We start from the raw sequence: 1,097 nt of genomic DNA on the forward strand, positions 1-1,097 counted from the left end.
ACCCCGCTGGAACAACCCATCGGCGGGGCCCACGATCACGAAGCATCATCAGGGGTTCACTCACGTTCACCCGTCCGGTCTTCCCCTTGCCTGTAGCCCCCGGATGGAGCAGGGGCCCTTGGGCTTCTCCTCCGAGCTTCACACCCCGCCGTTACCGGCGACGCATGTCGAAGTGGGGACGGGCCCTGAGCACTGGCCCGGAACTACGCTGTCGACATCAAGTCGATCCTCCTGTCAGGTAATTCACTCAATCTCGTGCGACTTCGTGTCGCACCCCACCGCTCATGGTAGAGGGCCAGCAGATCTTCGGCCGGGTGGCGGCGCACATCGGTCAGCGTGGTCGCCAGCCGGTACTCGCCCCGATGGGTGCTGCCGTCCGCGCAGGTGACGGTGACGGTCGCGGTGATGACGCGGACCGGGACCCCGGCGATGACCGACGGGAAGGAACCGTCGGCCGGGATCCGCAGCACGGCGGGCCTGCGCGAGGAGCAGATTCGCAGTAGCAGCGCAGCCCGTGAGGCGTGCACGGCACGGATGAAGGCGTTCGCGTCGAAGCCGCGGTCGGCGAGCACCAGCATGTCCTGCCGCAGGTGGCCCATCAGCTGCGAGGCGGCCTCCACCTCACCGCGATACGGGCCTACGACCGCGCCGAGCAGGGCCCGTGTCCCGGTCTCCGCCAAGGCCATCACCGCCAGCAGCGGATAGGCGGCCACCCCGGCCGCGACCTTGTACCGGCCCAACCAGGCCACGTTGTCGCCGGTCTCGGGGACCCGGGTGGACCGGCAGCCGTCGAACGCGACCGTGCGCAGACCCCGATAGGACACACCCCTCGCGCACGGGCGCCCCAGCGGACCTGCCGCAACCTCGAACAACTCCCGTAGCGGGTCCGGGCCCAGGCGCCGGCGCGCATCGGCCAGGCCGGCCTCGGTCACCGCCGCGACCAGGCGTCCCGCCTGCCGCAGTGCGCCGCACAGTGTGTCCCACACCCGCCCGTAGGAGGCGTCGGCGAACAGGGCCAGCGCCAGCACGAAGTACACCGCCACCCGGCCCGGCACCGTACGCGTCCGACCGCGGCGGCCCGGCCGGTCCAGGATGTC

At 71.0% G+C, this 1,097-nt stretch carries 1 protein-coding gene; it reads right to left on the reverse strand.

What is annotated here, in order from left to right; genetic code table 11:
- Window positions 1-203: 203 nt before the first annotated feature.
- Window positions 204-1,097: transposase domain-containing protein (locus tag ACWDAK_RS41390; RefSeq protein ID WP_427396381.1), on the reverse strand; the 894-nt coding region annotated here is incomplete at its 5' end.

This window comes from Kitasatospora sp. NPDC001175, from assembly GCF_053598215.1.